Source organism: Paractinoplanes abujensis (genome assembly GCF_014204895.1).
Lineage (GTDB): Bacteria > Actinomycetota > Actinomycetes > Mycobacteriales > Micromonosporaceae > Actinoplanes > Actinoplanes abujensis.
In genome coordinates this window covers 113,130-132,794 of record NZ_JACHMF010000001.1, presented here as the reverse complement: position 1 = coordinate 132,794, position 19,665 = coordinate 113,130, and the positions used below count along the sequence as shown (strand labels likewise).

The 19,665-nt window shown below is 73.9% G+C and carries 7 protein-coding genes; 4 read left to right on the top strand and 3 right to left on the bottom strand.

From position 1 onward, the window contains the following. The first annotated feature begins 446 nt into the window (after positions 1–446). The 3 genes from BKA14_RS44835 (at position 447) to BKA14_RS00550 (ending at position 6,054) form a co-directional block, all read left to right on the top strand. A complete protein-coding gene (locus BKA14_RS44835) occupies positions 447–3,338 on the top strand; it encodes a helix-turn-helix transcriptional regulator (protein ID WP_203722925.1) in 2,892 nt (963 codons plus the stop codon). 100 nt (positions 3,339–3,438) lie between these two features. Then, positions 3,439–4,770, top strand: a complete 1,332-nt coding sequence (locus BKA14_RS00555; RefSeq protein ID WP_184948989.1) for a KamA family radical SAM protein — start codon at positions 3,439–3,441, stop codon at positions 4,768–4,770. Positions 4,771–4,785: 15 nt separating this feature from the next. Continuing rightward, complete coding sequence (locus BKA14_RS00550) at positions 4,786–6,054, top strand: pyridoxal phosphate-dependent aminotransferase (protein ID WP_239093669.1); 1,269 nt, start codon at positions 4,786–4,788, stop codon at positions 6,052–6,054. Positions 6,055–6,085: 31 nt separating this feature from the next. Here the strand turns inward: BKA14_RS00550 and BKA14_RS43045 are convergent, their stop codons facing one another. Both BKA14_RS43045 and BKA14_RS00505 read right to left on the bottom strand, forming a co-directional pair. After that, complete coding sequence (locus tag BKA14_RS43045; RefSeq protein ID WP_203722933.1) at positions 6,086–16,627, bottom strand: type I polyketide synthase; 10,542 nt, start codon at positions 16,625–16,627, stop codon at positions 6,086–6,088. A gap of 29 nt (positions 16,628–16,656) precedes the next feature. After that, positions 16,657–18,198 (bottom strand): amino acid adenylation domain-containing protein, encoded by a 1,542-nt coding sequence (locus tag BKA14_RS00505; RefSeq protein ID WP_311776096.1) that lies wholly within the window; start codon positions 18,196–18,198, stop codon positions 16,657–16,659. Between the two features lie 209 nt (positions 18,199–18,407). Here BKA14_RS00505 and BKA14_RS00500 point away from each other — a divergent pair, with 209 nt between their 5' ends. Further along, positions 18,408–19,346 (top strand): ACP S-malonyltransferase, encoded by a 939-nt coding sequence (locus BKA14_RS00500; RefSeq protein WP_184948987.1) that lies wholly within the window; start codon positions 18,408–18,410, stop codon positions 19,344–19,346. A gap of 4 nt (positions 19,347–19,350) precedes the next feature. Here BKA14_RS00500 and BKA14_RS00495 read toward each other — a convergent pair whose 3' ends face one another. Beyond that, positions 19,351–19,539, bottom strand: a complete 189-nt coding sequence (locus BKA14_RS00495) for an acyl carrier protein (protein WP_239093672.1) — start codon at positions 19,537–19,539, stop codon at positions 19,351–19,353. Positions 19,540–19,665 lie beyond the last annotated feature (126 nt).

Here is a 19,665-nt window from a genome sequence, read left to right as displayed (position 1 = left end):
TAATTCCGACATGGAGGGTCATGCTTTCTCACCCGGCGGGATCACTACCGACTTCCGGGAGTCGCCGCCGCCGGTGACGCCGGGACCCGGAAACCCCGCCCACGGCGTCCCGCAGAACCGACCGGAAAACTGTTTCCAAAGAGCGGTTGGAATGGACGTTAAACCATTTGTTCGACTCGCCGAAGAAGGCACCGGCGGAGCATTCTTCCCGCCCTCGCAGCAGCCCTAGCACACTGTCGGCGTAGTTTCCGCAGGGGAATCCTGGCAACTTCCTGAAGATCATCCGAAGGCTCGGTCAAGATCTGGCGGTCGGGGCACTAATAGCACTTGACCACGACGGTGCGAAAACGTTAGCGTCACCACAATCATGACCCTCGGGGGAGGTACGTGGTCTCGGATCCTGTGAATTATCGCCATGGCCCGCGACTACTCACTGGGGGAAGTCAGTGTTAGTAGAGCGCTCGAAGTTGCTCGAAGAGCTCGACGATTTGATGGATCGGTCCACTCGCGGCAGAGGCGCCTTCGCCGAGGTCAGCGGGCCGACCGCGATGGGCAAGACCACTGTGCTCAACCACCTGGCCCACCGGGCCTCGAAGTCCGGCAGCACGGTGCTCAGCGTGGTGAACACGCCGCACGACCGCAGCCACCCGTTCAGCGGGCTGGCCCAGCTGTATCACGCGTTGCACGCGCACACCCCCGACGGTGACGGGCTGGGCGAGACCGCCCCGCTCGCCTCGGCCACGGATCGCGACGACCTGGCGGCGGTCGCCCGGCACACCCACCGGGTCGTGGCCGAGCTGGCCGCGGAACGCCACCTGCTGATCACCGTGGACGACGTCCAGCACACCGACGAGGCGACGCTCTATTGCCTGCGCTATCTGGCGCAGCGACTGACCGAGCTGTCGGTGACCCTGATGATGACCCGCGGCCCGCTGCTGCTCGACGAGCCGGCCCCGCGCATCCTCGACGACCTCATCTACCAGCCCAGTGTGCGGCGCTTCCAGCTGCAGCGGCTCTCCCTGGACGGGGTCCGCAAACTGGCCGCGAGCCTGAGCACGACCGATCTCCCGGACGCGTTCGTGGCCGAGCTGCACCGGCTCAGCGTGGGCAACCCGCTGCTGGTGGAGGCCCTGGTCGAGGATCACCAGCTGCGCCTCGCGGCGGACCCCGAGACCGGCGCCGAGCAGGACCTGTCCAGCGGGCCGGTGTTCCAGCAGGTGCTGCTGGCCTGCATCCATCGGCTGGGCCCGCAGGCGGTCCGGGTGGCGCAGTGCGTTGCGCTGCTGGGCGGCGCGTCCACCCCGCTGCTGCTGAGCCGGCTCAGCGGCCTCACCGAGGAACTGGTCCGCCGGTGCCTCAGCCTGCTCAGCGGCGTCGGTGTGCTCGACGAGCGGCTGCGGCACCCCGCCATGCGCCAGGCGCTGCTGCACGAGATGCCCCACGACGAGGTGACCGACCTGCGGCACCGCGCGGCCACCCTGCTCTACGAGGACGGCGCGCCCCTTCCGGTTGTCGCCACGCACCTGCTCAACTCGAGCCCGCTGCACGAGGAGTGGGTGGTGCCGGTGCTGCAGGAAGTCGCCCGGCAGGCCCTGCTCGACGGCGATGTGAGCAGGAGCCTGACGTGCCTGCGACTGGCCCAGGAGTGCTGCCTGGACGAGGGGGAACGCCTGTCGGTGATGTCGCAGTACGCCCTCGGCCAGTGGCAGCTCAAGCCGGGCAACTCGGCTCAGCATTTCCTGCGGCTCAAGAGCCCCATCACCGCGGGCAAGCTGGGCGGCACGGAAGCGCTGAAGGTCGCCGAGGGCATGATGTTCCACCTGCACTTCGACGAGGCCATGGAGATCGTCGACCAGGAGAACGAGGGCCAGGGCAACGACGGCCGGGAGAGCACGCTGACGGCGTTGCACGGCACCCGCCTGCTCATGTCGGCCGAGTTCCTGGGGCTGCTCAACCGCCCCGACCGGCCGCTGCCCCGCAATCCCCTGCCGGCCACGTCACCGTCGGACGTGCGCGCTCTGCGCGCCCTGACGCTCGCCCTGGAGCGCGGCGCCGACGAGGAGGCCATCGACCTGGCCGAGCAGGTGCTGCAGGGCAGCCAGGCGCCGGAGCCGTGGAAGCAGCAAGCACATTCGGCCGCGCTGATGGCGCTCTGTTACGCGGATCAGCTGGACATGGCCCACAGGTGGTACGAGGCGGTGACGGCCGACTCCCTGTCGCCGGACGTGGCCGGTCGGCGCGGGCTGCTGGAATGCGCCGGTGCGGTGATCTCGTTGCGGCGCGGACAGCTGGCCCGGGCGGCGCAGCAGGCCGAGACGGCACGGACGCAGCTGTCCGGGCGCACCTGGAACGTCGGCAGCGCGGCGGCGTTGGCCGTTCTGGTCGAGTCGCTGACCGCGATGGGTCATCACGAGAAGGTCGTGAAGCTGCTCGCCTCGGAGCCGCCGCAGGCGCTGTTCCAGACCCGGGCCGGCCTGCACTACCTGTACGCGCGGGGCCGGCACCATCTCGCGACCGGCAAGCACAGCATGGCGTTGAACGACTTCCTCGGCTGCGGCACGCTGATGCAGCGCTGGAACGTCGACACGCCGGCCCTGGCGCCGTGGCGGCTGGGGGCGGCGGAGGCCTGGATCCGGCTGGGCGACCGGGATCGCGCGGCGCAGCTCGTCGACAAGCAACTCGCGGCGCCCGAGTCGGGCCTGACGCGGTCGCGGGGCATGACTCTGCACACCCTGGCCCGGCTGCAGCCGACGAAGAAGCAACCCCCGATCCTGCTCGACGCGTACGCCTGCCTGGAGGCCGGTGGCGCCTGGCACGAGGCAGCCGCCGTGCTCGTCGACCTGAGCCGCGCCTACCAGCAGATGGGTGAGACGGTGGTCGCCCGCAAGACGGCGCAGCGGGCCTGGCGGCTCGCCAAGAGCTGCGGCGCCGAGCTGCTGTGCCAGGCGTTGCGCCCGACGCGCGCGTCCGCGACGGCCAAGGTCGAGGAGATCGCCGGGCCGGGCGACGAGCAGAGCTTCGGCGGGCTCAGCAAGTCCGAGCAGCGGGTCGCGGTGCTCGCCACCCAGGGCTACAGCAACCGGGAGATCGCGGACCGCCTGTTCATCACCGTCAGCACGGTGGAGCAACACTTGACGCGGGTCTATCGGAAACTGGGCGTCGGCAACCGGGAACAACTGCTGGAGCTGGGCAACTCCCTGCTGGCGGTGACGGCGGATGTTGCGCAGCCGGAACCGAAGCAGCGCAAGCGTTTGAGCACGCGGCACGCGTACGGGATGCTCGCCCCGATCTTCGGCTGGTGGGCCGACCACCTGTCGGCGTTGGTGATCATCGCCTGAGTTCGAGTAGGGGACGCTACGGGTAGCTGGGGTGGGCGGCAGGGGCCACGATCGACGGTGAGATCCACTCGATGAAATCTCACGGGAGAGATCAGCATTGATGTCGCCGTCAGGTCCCGCAGCCGTCCAGAGCCAACGGTTCCGCGCGTTGGGCGCGCGACAGATCGATGCCATCGCCACCCGGTTCCCCCTCACCCCGGAACAGGTGGAGACGGTCCGGTTGCTCTCCCAGGTGCTGCCGTTCCGCGTCAACGAATACACGCTGTCGGAACTCATCGACTGGGACAGCGTGCCCGACGACCCGATGTTCCGGATGGTGTTCCCCCAGCGCGGCATGCTGTCGCCGCAGGACGAGCACCTGCTGACGGCGGCCACCGTCACCGGGGACCGGCAGGCGGTCACCGCGGCGGTCAAGGAGATCCGGGGGCGGCTCAACCCGCACCCCTCCGGCCAGCAGGAGCTGAACGTCCCGCGCATCGACGGCTCGCCCGCCCCGGGGCTGCAGCACAAATACCGGGAGACCGTGCTCTACTTCCCGAGTCAGGGACAGTCCTGCCATTCCTACTGCACCTACTGTTTCCGGTGGGCGCAGTTCGTCGGGGACGCCGACCTCCGGTTCGCCACCCCGCGCCCCGATGTGCTCGTACGCTATCTGCGCGAGCATCCCGAGGTGCACGACGTGCTGATCACCGGCGGCGACCCGATGATCATGGGGACCGACCGGCTCCTCGAGCACCTGCAGCCGCTGCTCGAGGTGCCGACGGTGCGCACCGTCCGGATCGGCACCAAGTCGATCGCCTACTGGCCGCAGCGCTTCGTCACCGACACCGACGCGGACGACCTGCTGCGGCTGTTCGAGCAGGTCACCAAAGCCGGGCGCCTGCTCGCGGTGATGGCGCACTTCACCCACCCCCGCGAGCTGAACACCACGCTCGCCGTCCAGGCGCTCGCCCGTATCCGGGCCACCGGCGCCGTCGTGTACTGCCAGGCGCCGCTGATCGGGCGGATCAACGACGACGCCCGGACGTGGAGTTCGCTGTGGCGCGCCGAGATCGCCGCCGGGGCCGTGCCGTACTACATGTTCGTCGAGCGCAACACCGGGCCGTACGAGTACTTCAAAGTGCCACTGGCGAAGGCGGCCGACGTGTTCCGCGCGGCCTACCAGACCCTCCCCGGGCTGGCCCGGACCGTCCGCGGGCCGGTGATGTCGGCGACCCCGGGCAAGGTCGTGGTGGACGGCGTCGAGGAGACCGCCCACGGGCGGTTCTTCCAGCTGCGGATGCTCCAGGCCCGGAATCCCGCGCTGGTCGGCCGTCCGTTCCGGGCCCGCTTCTCGGCCACCGCGGCCTGGCTGGACGACCTGGAACCGGCCGCGGACACGCCCGCCGACATCGCCGCCGCGGTCTGGGGCGGTTCCCCCGGTAAACCCTGACGAAGGAGACCCGCCGTGCTCACCGAGCTCGCGTCCCGCCCGATGTCGCCCAACCTGGCACTCAACCAGCAGGTCGCCGAGCGGAGAGCGAACGGTGAGGACATCCTGCACCTCGGCTTCGGCGAGTCCCGCCTGCCGGCGTTCGAGCCCCTGGTGGACAGCCTGATCGCCGGTGCCCGGCGCAACGCGTACGGCCCGGTTCAGGGCGACGCCGCCGTACGGGCCGCCGTGGCCGGCTACTTCACCCGCCGCCGGCTGCCGACCGAGCCGGGCCAGGTGATGGTCGCCCCGGGCAGCAAACCCCTGCTCATGGCGCTCAACCTGGTGCTGCCCGGTGACGTCGTCCTGGCCCGGCCGGCCTGGAACTCCTACGCGCCGCAGGCCTTCCTGGCCGGCCGGCACACCATCGCGGTGCCGATCCCGGCCGAGGCGGGCGGGGTGCCCGATCCGGCCGCGCTGGTCCGCGCGATCGCCGCGGCCCGGCGGGCCGGTCGCGACCCGCGGACCGTCGTGCTGACCCTGCCGGACAACCCCACCGGCACGCTCGCCCCGCCCGCCCTGATCCGCCGGATCTGCGCGATCGCCGAGCAGGAGGACCTCACCGTCGTCTCCGACGAGATCTACCGGGACGTCCTGCACGACCCGGCCACGCCTTTCCTCAGCCCGGCCGAGGTGATCCCGCATCGCACCGTGGTCACCAGCGGGCTGTCCAAGAGCCTGGCGCTCGGTGGCTGGCGCATCGGGGTGGCCCGCTTCCCCGGCGACGACACGGGGCGAGTGCTGCGCGACAACGTCCTCTCGGTGGCCAGCGAGGTGTGGTCCACCCTGGCCGCCCCCATGCAGGAGGTCGCCACCTACGCCTTCGCCGAGCCGGCCGTCCTGCGCGACCATCTCGCCGCCGGCGCCCGCCTGCACGGCGCCGTGGCCCGGGCCGTGCACGGCATCCTCACCGCCGCCGGCGCCGCATGCCGGCCGCCGACCGGCGGCTTCTACGTCTACCCCGACTTCGAGCCGCTGCGCCCGGTGCTGGCCGCCAAGGGCGTCACCGACTCCCCTTCGCTGGCCCGCCACCTGCTCGACACCAGTGGTCTGGCGGTGCTGGCCGGGCATCTGCTCGGCGACGACCCCGGCGCGCTGCGCTTCAAGGCCGCAACCAGCATGCTGTACGGCGACACGGCCGCGCAGCAACGGGAAGCGCTGGACGCCGCCGACCCGCTGACCCTGCCGCACGTCGCGGCCGGGCTCCGCCGGATCGACGACGGCGTCCGCGCGCTGGTCGCCTGACCGCCACGCCCGTTCAGGCCGCCACGCCCGCTCAGGCCGGCTCGGCCGGCCCGCCCGTGGCCGCCCGCAGCAGCTCGGCCAGGCTCATCCCCTCGATCTGAGCCGCCCGGTCGGCGAACGTCTGCACGGCGGTGTCCCCGGTGGCCGCGGCCGGGGCGGTCTCCTTCTCCACGCCGAGCCCCATCTCGTCCAGCAGGTGCCGGGTGAGGACAACCGCGTTCGGGTGGTCGAAGACCAGCGTCGCGGGCAGTCGCTCCCCGACCGCCTCGCCGAGGCTGTTGCGCAGGCGGACCGCGGCGAGCGAGTCGAACCCCATGTCGCGGAAGGACTGCCCGGGATCGACCTCGGCCGGGCCGGCGAAACCGAGGGTGGCGGCCGCGTGGGCGCGGACCACGTCGAGCAGCGTATGCTCGCGGCGCGCCGGCCGCAGCCGGTGCAACCGGTCGCGCAGGCTCTCGGCCGCCACGGCCGCGACCGGCTGCACCGTCCGCCGGGCCGGGCCCCGCACCAGGTCCCGCAGCAGGTAGGGCACGTCGGGGCGGCCCAGCCCGGTCAGGTCGAACCGGATCGGCACCGCGAACGGCAGGTCGAGCGTCCCGGCCGCGTCCATCAGCGCCAAGGCCTGGCCGGTGGGCAGCGGCAGCACGCCGTCGCGGCGCTGAGCGGCCAGGTCGTTCTCGGTGAGGGCGCCGGTCATCCCGCTGCTCTGCTCCCACATGCCCCAGGCCAGCGACTGCGCCGGAAGGCCACGGGAGCGCCGGTGCGCGGCCAGGCCGTCCAGGAACGTGTTGGCCGCGGCGTAGTTGCCCTGGCCGCCGCCGCCGGTGACACCGGCCGCCGAGGAGAACATCACGAACGCGGTGAGAGGGTGGTCCTCGGTGAGCTGGTGCAGGTTCACCGCGGCGTCGACCTTGGGCCGGAGCACGGCGGACATCCGTTCCGGCGTGAGCGAGGCGAGGGTGCCGTCGTCGAGCACGCCCGCGGTGTGCACGACACCGGTGAGGGTCCGGCCGGTCAGCGTGGCGGCCAGCGCGTCCCGGTCGGCGGCATCGCAGGCCACCACGTCGACGGCGGCTCCGCGCTGGGCCAGGGCGGCGGCCAGCGCGCCGGTGCCGGCCGCGGCCGGGCCGCTGCGGCTGGTCAGCAACAGACCGGGCACGCTGTGCACGGTCGCCAGATGGCGGGCGACGAGCCCGCCCAGAGTGCCGGTGCCGCCGGTGATCAGCACCGTGCCGGGTTGCTCGCCGAATCCGGCGGCGGCCACGCGGGGCCGGGCGCCGGGCACCCGGGACAGGCGCGGGCGGTGCAAGGCTCCGGAGCGGATCGCGATCTGCGGCTCGCCGCAGGCCAGGGCGGGCGCGAGCGGGTCGGCCCCGGTGCCGGGATCCGGGCCGGCCGGGTCCAGGTCGATCAGCACGATCTGGCCCGGGTTCTCCGTCTGAGCACTGCGCACCAGACCCCAGACCGCCGCACCGGCCAGATCGGTGATGTCCGACCCCGACACCGACACGGCGCCCCGGGTGACGATCGCCAGGACGCCGGCCGGTGGACCGCTGAGCCAGGACTGCAGCCGCGCGAGCGCGGCGGTGGTCTCCGCGTGCACCGCGGCCGTGCTCGTGCCGCCCGTGACGCGGTGCACGACGGTCGCCGGCACCGGGCCGCCGGCCGGTGCGGCCGCGATCCATTCGAGGGCGTACAGCGCATCGAGTCCGGCCGCCGGCCGGTCGTCGGTGGCCGGCCGCAGGGCCAGGGAGGCCACGGAAGCGACGGCCCGGCCCTCGGTGTCGCTGAGCCGCAGCCCGACCTCGTCGGCGCCGAGCCGGGTCAGGCGCAGCCGCAGCGCGGCGGCGCCCGTGGCGTGCAGATCGACGCCGGTCCAGGCGAACGGCAGGGTCACCCGGTCCGAGCCGGCCTCGAGCAGAGCGGTGGCGTGCAGCGCCGCGTCGAGCAGAACCGGGTGCAGGCCGAAGCGGGTGGCCTCGCCGGCGACCGGCTCGGGCAGGGCGATCTCGGCGAACACCTCACCGCCGGCCCGCCAGGCCGCCCGCAGCCCCTGGAAGGCCGGCCCGTAAACCAGGGCGTCGCCCTCGGCGAGCCGGTCGTAGAAGCCGGTGAGATCGACCGGTTCCGCGCCGGGCGGCGGCCACGCGCCAGCCTCGGGCCCGGGTTCCGGGCCGGTTTCGGCAAGCAGGCCGGTGGCGTGCCGGGTCCACGGCGCATCGGCCGGGGCGTCGTCCGGCCGGGAGTGCACGGCTACGGTCCGCCGGTCCGCGGCCACATGGACCTGGACGGCCACTGCGCCGCCCGGCGGCAGCACGAGCGGCGCCTCCAGCGTCAGGTCCTGCACGGCGCCGTGGCCGGTCTCGTCGCCGGCCCGGATGACCAGCTCGACCAAGCCGGCCCCGGGGAACAGGACGGTGCCGCCGACCTTGTGCTCGGCCAGCCAGGGCTGCCCGGCAGTGGACAACCGGCCGGTGAGCAGCACACCACCGGCCCCGGCGACCGGCACGACCGCACCCAGCAGCGGATGCCGGGTGGCCACCAGGCCCAGCCCGGCGGCGTCGCCGGTGGCCGGGGGCAGCGCCAGCCAGTACGGCCGGCGCTGGAACGGGTAGGTCGGCAACTCGACGTGCCGGGCTCCGCCGGTCAGGGTGGTCCAGTCGACGCTCGCGTGATGCGTGTACGCCTCGGCGAGCGCGGTCAGGAAGGCGCGCGGACCGCCCACGTCCCGCCGCAGCGTGCCCACCAGATGGGCCGTCGCCTCGGCGGCCTCGGCGGTCTCGCCCAGTCCGGGCAACAGGCCCGGGTGCGGGCTGGTCTCGACGAAGAGCTCGTAGCCGTCGGCGAGCAGCGCTCTGGTGGTCTCCTCGAAGCGGACGGTCCGGCGCAGGTTCGTGTACCAGTACTCGGCGTCGAGCCCGGCCGTGTCCAGCTGCCCGCCGGTGACCGTCGAGTAGAACGGGATGTCCGCGGTGCGCGGCGTCACCTCGGCCAGTTCGGCGAGCAGCCGGTCGCGGGCGTCGGCGACGAACGCCGAGTGGGAGGCGTAGTCGACCGGGATGCGGCGGCTCGGCACGCCGTCGGCGTCCAGCGCGGCCCGCAGCGTCTCCAGGGCATCGCCGGCTCCGGCCACCACGACCGACCGAGGGCTGTTCACGGCGGCGACCTGCAAGTCGCCGGTGAGGCGCTCACGCACCCGGTCGGCCGGGAGCGCGACGGACAGCATGCCGCCCCGCCCGGCCAGGACGGAGCGGATGACCTGGCTGCGGCGGGCCACCACAAGGGCACCCTGCTCCAGCGACAGCGCGCCGGCGACACAGGCAGCGGCGATCTCGCCCTGCGATTGGCCGACGACGGCGGCCGGCTGCACCCCGGCGGCGCGCCAGGCCTCGGCCAGCGACACCATCATCGCCCACAGCGCGGGTTGCACCACGTCGACGGCCTCCAGCGCCGGGGCGCCGGGCGTGCCGCGCAGCACGTCCAGCAGATCCCAGTCCACGTACGGCTCCAGCGCCTTCGCGCACGCGCCGAGCCGGGACGCGAAGGCCGGGACGTGCTCGAGCATGTCGACACCCATGCCCGGCCACTGCGAGCCTTGGCCCGGGAAGACGAACACGGCACGCCCGTCGCCGCGGGCCTCGCCGGTGACCACGGTGCCCGACGCGGTGCCGGCGGCCAGCAAGTCCAACCCGGTGAGCAGGCCGGCCCGGTCGGTGTCCACGACGACGGCGCGGTGCCGCAGGGCGGCCCGGCCCCGGGCCAGGACGCCGGCCACGTCGATCTCGTCCACGCCCGGGTGCTCGCGCAGGTGCGCGGCCAGCCGGACGGCTTGGGCCCGCAGCGCCTCCGGGGAGCCCGCCGACAGGGTCAGGGCAACCGCCGGGGGCCGCACACCGTGCGGCGCCACCGGGGCGGCCGGCGCTGCTTCCTCGAGGACGACGTGGGCGTTGGTGCCGCTGACCCCGAACGAGGAGACGCCGGCCCGGCGCGGTCGCTCGCCGGCGGTCCACGGCCGGGCCTCGGTGAGCAGCCGGACGTCGCCCTCGGTCCAGTCGATGTGCTCCGACGGGGTGCCCGCGTGCAGGGTCCGGGGCAACGTCGCGTGGCGCATCGCCATCACCATCTTGATGACCCCGGCCACACCGGCTGCGGCCTGGGTGTGCCCGAGGTTGGACTTGATCGAACCCAGCCACAGCGGGACACCCCCGGGCCGGTCCTGGCCGTACGCGGCCATCAGCGCCTGCACCTCGATCGGATCGCCGAGGGTGGTGCCGGTGCCGTGCCCCTCGACCACGTCGACGTCGGCCGGGGACAGCCCGGCGGCGGTCAGCGCCTGCTGGATGACCCGCTGCTGGGACGGGCCGTTGGGCGCGGTGAGACCGTTCGACGCACCGTCCTGGTTGACCGCGGAGCCGCGGATCACGGCGAGCACCGGGTGCCCCGCACGCTCGGCGTCGGAGAGGCGTTCCAGCAGCAGCAGACCGGCCCCCTCGGCCCAGCCGGTGCCGTCCGCGCCCGCGCCGTAGGCCTTGCAGCGCCCGTCCGCGGCCAGTCCACGTTGCAGGCTCATCTCGACGAACGTCTCCGGCGTCGCCATCACGGTGACGCCACCGGCCAGGGCCAAGGTGCACTCCCCGGAACGCAGCGCCTGCGCCGCCCAGTGCAGAGCCACCAGCGACGACGAGCAGGCGGTGTCGACGGTCACGGCCGGGCCTTCCAGCCCGAAGGTGTAGGCCACCCGGCCGGACGCGACGCTGCCCATCCCGCCGCGCCCCGCGAACCCGGCGAGGTCCTCCGGGACGTCGGCGGTGCGGCGCGCCCAGTCGTGATACATGACGCCGGTGAAGACCCCGGTGGCACTTCCCTGCAGTGACTGCGGGTCGATCGCGCCGCGTTCCAGCGCCTCCCAGGCCAGCTCCAGCAGCAGGCGCTGCTGGGGGTCCATGACCTGCGCCTCCTTGGGGCTGATGCCGAAGAAGGCGGGATCGAACTCGGCCGCGTCGTGCAGGAAGCCGCCCTCGCGCGCCGACGTCCGGCCGTGCCGGCCCGGTTCGGCGTCGTAGATCTCGTCGGTGGGCCAGCCGCGGTCGACCGGGAACGGCGTGATGGCGTCGGTGCCCTCGTCGACGAGCCGCCACAGCTCCTCGGGCGTGGTGATGCCGCCGGGGTAGCGGCAGGCCATCGCGACGATGGCGATGGGCTCGTCGGCCGCCGCCCGGGCGCCGGTGCGGGCGGCGACGGGCGCCGTGCCGCGGGTCTTGTCCAGCAGGTGACGGGCCAGCGCGTGCGGCGTCGGATGGTCGAAGATCAGCGTGGCGGTGAGGCGCAGCCCGGTTGCCGTGCTGAGCGCGGTCCGCAGCTCGACGGCGGCCAGCGAGTCGAAGCCGAGCTCGGTGAACGCGCGGCGGGGGTCGACGGCGGCCGCGTCGTCGTGGCCCAGCACCGCCGCGACCTGCGAACGCACCAGGTGCAGGACGAGACGCTCCTGCTCGGCCCCGGGGCGGCCGGCGAGCTGATCGGCCAGAGCGCCCGGCCCGGCCGCGGTCGCCCGGCGCGCCGCCGGACGGGCCGGGCGGACCAGGCCGCGCAGCAGCGGCGGCACACCCTGGGGCCGGGTGCGCAGCGCGGCCGCGTCGATGCGCAGCGGCACCACGGTGGGCTCGTCGGTGAGCAGCGCCTGGTCGAGCAGGGCCAGATTGTCCTCGGCGCTCAGCGCGGGCAACCCGGACCGCGCGGCCCGGCGCAGGGTCAGGTCGTCCAGGCGGGCGCCCATGCCGGCGTCGCCGGCCCACAGGTTCCAGGCCAGTGAGCTCGCCCGCAGCCCGTGCGCCACGCGGTGCCCGGCCAGGGCGTCCAGGAACGCGTTGGCCGCGGCGTAGTTGCCCTGCCCGGCCGCCTCCAGGGTGCCGGCCGCCGAGGAGAACAGCACGAACGCCGACAACGGCAGATCCCGGGTCAGTTCGTGCAGATGCCAGGCGCCGTCGGCCTTGCCCTGGAAGACGGTGTGCACCTGCTCCGGCCGCAGCGTGCCGATCAGCCCGTCGTCGACGACCCCGGCGCAGTGCACCACCGCAGTCAGCGGGTGGCCGGCCGGGATACCGTCGATCACCTCGGCCATGGCGTCCCGGTCGGCGGCGTCGCAGGCGGCCACGGTCAACGTGACGCCCAGCGCCGCGAGCTCGGCGGCCAGCTGCCGCGCGCCCGGGCTGTCCGCGCCGCGCCGTCCGGTGAGCAGCAGGTGCCGCACCCCGTGCCGGCCCGCCAGGTGCCGGGCGACCAAGCCCCCGAGCCCTCCGGTGCCACCGGTGACGAGCACCGTGCCGTGCGGGTTCCAGAGGGCGACCCGCGGCTGGTCCGAGGGGGGCACCGGCACCAGCCGCGGGACGTACACCGCGCCGTCGCGCAGCGAGAGGTGCGGCTCGCCACTGGCCAGGGCGGCGCGCAGCATCCGGTCCGGCAGCTCCCGGTCGGTGTGCACCAGTGCGATCCGGCCGGGCTGTTCGGCCTCGGCCGCTCGCACCAACGCGTGCACCGGCGCGAGAGTCAGGTCCTCGAGCGGGCCGCGGGTGACGACGGCCAGTGGGGTGTCGTCACGCATCGCGTCCTGCAGCAGCCGCAGGACCTGCAGGGTGGCCGCACGGGCGGCGGTGGCCGGCGAACCGGCGGCGGCCGGGGCGGGCACGGGCAGCAGCCGGAATGCGGCCGCGCCGGCATCCGGCTCGGCCGGTGGGGTGATCTCGGTCCAGGCCACCCGCAGCAGGGTGCCGGTCCGCTCCCCCACCATCGGGATACCGGTCATCGGCACGGGCCGTTGCACGAGGGACCGCACGGTGGCTACCGGGGCCCCGGTGGCGTCGCTCAGCTCGACCGAGACGGCGTCCGGACCGGCCGGGGCCACCCGGGCCCGCACCGCGGTGGCCCCGCCCGCGTGCAGTTGGACTCCTAGCCAGGCGAACGGCAAGCGCACCTGGCCGTCGTCGGCCGGCGACTCCACGGCGTGCAGGGCGGCGTCGAGCAGCGCCGGATGCAGGCCGAAGAGTTCGGCGCCGGCGTCGTCGGCGGCCACCTCGGCGAACACCTCGTCACCGCGGCGCCAGGCGGCGCGCACCCGGCGGAAGGCCGGCCCGTAGGCGTAGCCCAGCGCGGCCTGCCGTTCGTAGAGGGCATCGACGTCGAGCGGTTCGGCGTCCGGCGGGGGCCAGACGCCGGACGGCCCGGTGCCGGCGGCCGCCGTAGTGCGGCCCGGGCCGGGCTCGGTGAGCACGCCGGTGGCGTGCCGTTCCCAAGTGCCCTCGCTGCCGGCCGGACGGGAGTGGATGTCCACCGTGCGGCAGCCCGACGCGTCGGCCGCCCCCACGGTGACCTGCAGCTCGACGCCGTCGGGGGCGGCCAGCGACAGCGGGGCCTGCAGGGTGAGTTCCTCCAGCACGCTGCAGCCGGCCTCGTCGCCGGCCCGGACGGCCAGCTCGACCAGGGCGGTGCCGGGCAGCAGCACCGCCCCGGCGATGACGTGGTCGGCCAGCCACGGATGGGTGCGGGTGGAGAGCCGGCCGGTCAGCACGAGCGCCCCGGAGCCGGCCAGGCTGACCGAGGTGTCCAGCAGTGGATGCCCGGCCGAGGCGGGCGCGGCCTCGGCGTCCAGCCAGTACCGCCGGCGCTGGAACGCGTACGTGGGCAGCGGCACGGGGCGGGCGCCGCGACCGGCGAAGAAGCGTTCCCAGTCGACGGTCACCCCGCGCGCGTGGGCCAGGCCGAGCGCGGTGACGGTCTGGCGTTCCTCGTCGTGCCCGTCACGCAGCAGCGGGGCGAACACGATGTCGGCGTCGTCGCCGGTGAGGCAGTCGCGGCCGGTTGCCGACAGCACGGCGTCCGGGCCCAGTTCCAGGTAGGTGGTCACGCCGCGGGCCTCCAGCCAGCGCATGCCGTCGGCGAAGCGCACCGGCCGGCGGACGTGGGCGACCCAGTACCCGGCGTCGAACGCGGCGACCGGCTCGCCGGTCAGGTTGGACACGACCGGGATACGCGGCGGCGCGTACGTCAGGGTCTCGGCGACCCGGCGGAAGGCGTCCAGCATGGGTTCCATCAGTGCCGAGTGGAACGCGTGCGAGACCGTCAGGCGCCGCGTCTTGCGGCCCCGCTCGGCGAAATGCGCGGCGACGGCCGCCACCTCGCCGGCGTCCCCGGAGAGCACCACGGCCGACGGTCCGTTGACGGCGGCGAGGTTCACCTGGTCGGTCAGCAGCCCGGCGACCTCGTCCTCGGTGGCCTGCACGGCGATCATCGCCCCGCCCGCCGGGAGTTCCTGCATCAGCGTGCCGCGCGCGCCGACCAGCAGCGCCGCGTCGGCCAGGGTGAGCACACCGGCGGCGTGCGCGGCCGCGATCTCCCCGACCGAGTGCCCGGCGAGCAGGTCGGGGGTGACCCCCCACGATTCGAGCAGCCGGAACAGGGCGGTCTCGACGGCGAAGAGCGCGGCCTGCGCGTACCGGGTCTGCTGGAGCAGCTCGGCCTGCGGCGAGCCGGGCGCGGCGAACAGCACGTCCCCGAGCGGCTCGTCCAGATGCAGGTCGAGGTGGTCGGCCGCGTCCTGCAGCGCCGCGGCGAACACAGGGAAGGCCCGGACGAGTTCACGGCCCATGCCGAGACGCTGGCTGCCCTGACCGGTGAACAGGAACGCCGTCCGTCCGCCGGCCACGGTGCTGCCCCGGGACACACCGGGGGCCCCGGCGTCGCCGGCCAGGGCGGTCAGCGCGCGGATCAGCTCCGTGCGATCGGCGGCCACCACGGTGACCCGTTCGCGCAGCGCGGCCCGGGTGGTGGCGGCGGCATACCCGATGTCCAGGATGGACTCGCGGGCCGCGATCGGCAGGAGCCGCTCGGCCTGACCGGCCAAGGCCCGGCTGCTCTGCGCGGACAACACGACCGGCACCGGGCGGTCGGGCGCGGGGGCGGCGGCCGGCCGCGGCGCGACGGCAGGGGGCTCCTCGATGATGACGTGGGCGTTGGTGCCGCTCACCCCGAACGAGGAGACGCCGGCCCGGCGCGGCCGGTCCCCGGCAGCCCACGGGACGGCCTCGGTGGCGAGTCGCACGGTGCCGTCCGACCAGTCGACGTGCGGCGTCGGTGCGTCCACGTGCAGGGTGCGCGGCAGCATCTGATGCCGCATCGCCAGCACGACCTTGATGATGCCGGCCGCTCCCGCCGCGGCGCCGGTGTGCCCGATGTTCGACTTCACCGAGCCCAGCCACAGCGGGTTCGCCGGCGTGCGCCCGCGCCCGTACGCGGCGACCAGCGCCCGGCCCTCGATGGGGTCACCGAGGGTGGTGCCGGTGCCGTGCGCCTCGACCACGTCGACCTCGCCGGGGGTGAGCCCGGCGTCGGCCAGCGCCTGCCGGATGACGCGCTGCTGGGCGAGACCGTTGGGGGCGGTCAGCCCGTTGGACGCGCCGTCCTGGTTGAGGGCGGTGCCGCGCACCACGGCCAGCACCGGGTGCCCGTCGCGCACCGCGTCGGACAGGCGGGCCAGGACGAAGACGCCGGCCCCTTCGGCGAAGCTGGTGCCGTCGGCGGCGGCCGCGAACGCCTTGATCCGGCCGTCCGGCGCCAGGCCACGCTGGCGGCTGAAGGTGGTGAACGTGCCTGGGGTGGAGATGACGGTGACGCCGCCGGCCAGCGCCAGGCCGCACTCCCCTCGCTGCAGCGACCGGACCGCCAGGTGCAGCGCGCTCAGCGAGCCGGAACAGGCGGTGTCCACGGTGAGCGCGGGCCCCTGGAGGCCGAGGACGTACGCGACCCGGCCGGAGACGACGCTGGGCAGGTTACCCAGCAGGACGTAGCCGTCCGGGCCGTCCGGGGCCTTGTGGGTGCGCGGGCCGTACTCGTGCGGCTCGACGCCGATGAACACGCCCGCGTTCGTGCCGTGCAGGCGGCTCGGGTCGATACCGGCCCGTTCGACCGCCTCCCAGCTGGTCTCCAGCACCAGGCGCTGCTGGGGATCCATGGCCTGGGCCTCCTTGGGGCTGATCCCGAAGAAGTCGGCGTCGAAGTCGGCGGCGTCGGGCAGGAAGCCGCCCCGCCGGACGTAGCTGGTGCCGGCGGTCGCCGGATCCGGGTCGTAGAGGCGGTCGAGGTCCCAGCCCCGGTCGGCCGGGAAATCCGCGATGGTGTGGGTGCCGTCGTCGAGCAGGCGCCACAGATCCTCGGGTGAGGCCACCCCGCCCGGGTAGCGGCAACCGATGCCGAGGATGGCGATCGGCTCGTCGAACGCCCGCGGCGCCTCGGCGGGCCCGGTGTCGTCGCCGGAACCGTCAGCGCCGTGCAGCAGGCGTACCAGATGATCGGCCAGGGCCGCCGGCGTGGCGTGGTCGAAGCCGACTGTGACCGGCAGGTCGACGCCCAGCTCGGCGCTGAGCCGCCGCTGCAGCTGGACCAGGCCCAGCGAGTCCAGACCGGCGGCCTGGAACGGGCGGTCGGCGACCACCCCGGCGGTCGTGCCGAGGTCGGCGGCGTGCAGCACCGCACCGGCCTGGGCCAGCACCAGTTCCAGCATCCCGGCTCTGGAGTCCTCGATCATGGGCGTACTCCTCGGCAGCGCAGGGGTGATCAGGCGAAGGCGTGCAGCGCGGCCCGGTCGACCTTGCCGTTGGCGGTCAGCGGGAAGGCCTCCACCACGTGCACGTGCGACGGAACCATGTAGGCGGGCAGCACGGCCCGGACGAAATCGGCGACGTTCTTGGCGTCCGGGACGGGGCCGCCGGCCGCCCGGGTGACGAAGACGTGCAGCCGCGGCTCGTCGTCGTGCGGCAGGACGGCCGCGATCGCGCCGGTCACCCCGGGGAACTCGGCCACGCGGAGCTCCACCTCACCGAGCTCGACCCGGTTGCCGCGGATCTGCACCTGCGAATCGGCGCGGCCGTGGAAGTACAGGGCACCGTCCGGCCCGGGCGAGGCGAGGTCGCCGGTCCTGAGCACCAGCCGCCCCGATGCGGGGTCGAGCGGGTCGGGCACCAGAGCCCTGCGGGTGGTCTCCGGGTCGTTCCAGTAGCCGGTGAACAGCGACGGGCCGCGCAGGTAGATCTCGCCGACCACGCCGGGCTCGTCCACCACCCGCCCGTCCGGCCCGATCAGCGTCATCTCGGCGCCCGGCACGGCGGAGCCGATCGACAGACGTTCGGCTTCCGGCGGCAACGGATTCGGCAGCTCGGTGACGGAGATGGCCATCACCTCGGTCGGCCCGTACAGGTTGAGGAACCGCGCCTTGGGCAGCGCACCCTGGAGGCTGCGAAGCTCGTGCGGCGGGAAGGCCTCGCCCGAGAAGAGCACGCCGCGCACGTCGGTCAGCTCGGTCAGCATCTCGGGTTCGTGGCGCAGCACCGGCCGCCACAGCGACGGCACGGCGTCGACGTGCGTCACCTCGGCGTCCCGCAGGAAGCCCAGGAAGCGGCGCGGCCAGGTGAGCCGGGCCCGCGGCACCGGCACCAGCGTCGCGCCGTGGCTCAGCGCGAACCCGATGTCGAACAGGGCGAAGTCGAACTGCAAGGGGGCGGTGCCGGCCACCCGGTCGTCCGCGGTGAGCAAGTCGAAGGTGCGCACACCGCGCAGGAACGAGACGACCCCGCGGTGGCTCATGGCGACGCCCTTGGGCCGGCCCGTGGTGCCGGACGTGAAAATGATGTACGCGGTGTCCACGGCGGTCACCACGCGGCGGCGGCGCGGCCCCCGGGCCGCGGGGGCGCGTTCCGTGCGCAGACCGTCCGGGCCGAAGCGGCCGGTGCCGATCGGGGCGTCGACACCGGTGCGGCGGCCGTCCGGCCCCTGCAGGTACAGCGCGGGCTCGGCGCCGGCGAGGATCGCCCGCAGCCGCTCGTCCGGCAGCCCCGGACTGACCGGGATGAACGGCAGCCCCAGCGTCGCGCAGGCGAGGATGGTGGCCACCGCGTCGGCGCTGGTGTCGGACTCCACGACGACCCGGTCGCCGACGTCGAGCCCGAGCGCGTCCAGCGCGCCGGCGCAGCGGTCGGTCCGGTCCACCAGCTCGCCGTAGGTGATGGTCTCCAGGCCGCCGTCCGGCGCCGGTTGGACCACGGCGGGCCGGTGGGGGGCACTGTCTGCACCCGCGAGCAGATACGTCCGGAGATTGTCCACGGAGGCGTGCGCGCGGGGCGGAAGCGATCCATTCGAGCTCATCCGCCACCCTTTCGACTCGATGCGATCGGTTCTAACAGAGCGCATTCACGCTTCACAAGAACGACCGCCCGGTTAGGAGGCGCTAGGGGTTCTGGCGACACCCGGGCGATAACCACACTATTTGCGAACAGGAATGCCTCGAGACGTCCCCAGAAAAGGCGGGCAGAATGTCGGCTCTGATCTTTCCCGGAATCGGCCCGATGCGCCTGGACGACTCGGCGCGTTACCTGACGACCCATCCGGTGGCCCGCGGGCTGGTGGCCGAGGCGGACCAGGTGCTGGGCTACCCCCTGATCGACCGGTACCGCGAGGCGGAGTCCCGCGGCGACGAGGGTGCCTTCCCCGAACCGGCCCGGATCACGTTCCTCACCGGCTGCGTGGCGCTGGCCCGCGGGGTGACCGAGGACGGTGAGCCGCCGGTCGCGTACGCGGGCGCCAGCCTGGGCGGCGTGGCCGCCGCGGTGCAGGCCGGGGCGCTGTCGTTCGCGGACGCCGTGCGGCTGACCGCCGAGTGGGGGCGCCGGGCGAACGCCTACTTCGCCCGCGAGCACCGCGACATCGTCACCCAGTCGTTCGCCCGGGTGCCGGCCGACCGGCTCGCCGAGATCCGCGCCGAACTCGACGCGCGAGGCGAATGGAACGAGGTGTCCTGCCAGGTCGATCACGACTTCTACCTGCTGTCGATCCGCGAGCACGGGCTGGACCAGCTGCAACGCCGGCTCCGAGCGGCCGGCGGCCTGCCCCTCTACGTCATGCGGCCACCGATGCACTCGCCGGCGTTCCAGGCGTTCCGCGACGAGATGGCGGCCGAGCCGGTGGCCGGCCTGACCTTCACCGACCCGCACACGCCGGTGGTGTCCGACCACGACGGGTCGCTGGTGACGACGGCGGACGGGATCCGGACCCTGCTGCTGGACGCGGCCACCCGGCCGGTGCGCTGGCCCGCGGTCGTCGACACGCTCCGCGGGCTCGGCGTCCGGCGGGTGATCGTCGCCGGGCAGGACCGGCTGTGGGGCCGGGTCGAGATCATGACGAACGCGTTCGAGGTGGTCGCCGTGAAGCCGGACACCGCGATGCGGCCGCGCCGCCGCTCGGTGATCGCCTGACGGGTCAGCGCATCGTGGACAGCGTGCTCCAGAGAACCTGCGGCGTGGCGAAGTTGTCGATGTGCAGCGCGTCGTCGACGAAGCGCACGTCGTACGTCCGCTCCAGCGAGGAGAGCAACTCGACCACGCCCAGCGAGTCGAGGCCGAAATCTCGCAGCTGGGTGTCGGCCGCGAGCACGTCGTCCGCCTCCATCAGTGAAAGATGCTTACGAAGCAATTGCTCGAACGGCTCGTCCCACATCGGAAATCCCCATTCCGGTTCTTTCGATTCGCACTGCTGCGGTCACCGTAATCGCTGTCCCGCACCTGCCAGCCACCC